This is a genomic window from Paraburkholderia sp. SIMBA_054, assembly GCF_046534875.1.
GTDB lineage: Bacteria > Pseudomonadota > Gammaproteobacteria > Burkholderiales > Burkholderiaceae > Paraburkholderia > Paraburkholderia hospita.
Genome location: NZ_JAWRXV010001415.1, coordinates 1 through 246 on the forward strand (window position 1 = coordinate 1; position 246 = coordinate 246).

The window sequence follows — 246 nt, forward strand, 5'->3', positions numbered from 1 at the left end:
CGTACCAACGTCACATCAGTGAACATGGAGATCGCGATACCGAGCATCATGGTAATCGCAAAGCCGCGAACCGGGCCTGTGCCGAAGGTGAACAACAGCAAGGTCGAGATCAGGGACGTGACGTTAGCATCCACAATGGTAGAGAAGGCGCTATGGAAGCCCTTGTCCAGCGCGGCCATGGCCCCGAGGCCGCGTCGCGTTTCTTCGCGGATACGTTCATTAATGAGAATATTGGCGTCAACCGCG

1 protein-coding gene is annotated in these 246 nt (G+C 56.5%); it reads right to left on the minus strand.

The window, feature by feature from the left end:
* Positions 1 to 246 (minus strand): MMPL family transporter (locus SB822_RS59715; RefSeq protein WP_410859460.1); only part of this gene is annotated, 246 nt, incomplete at both ends.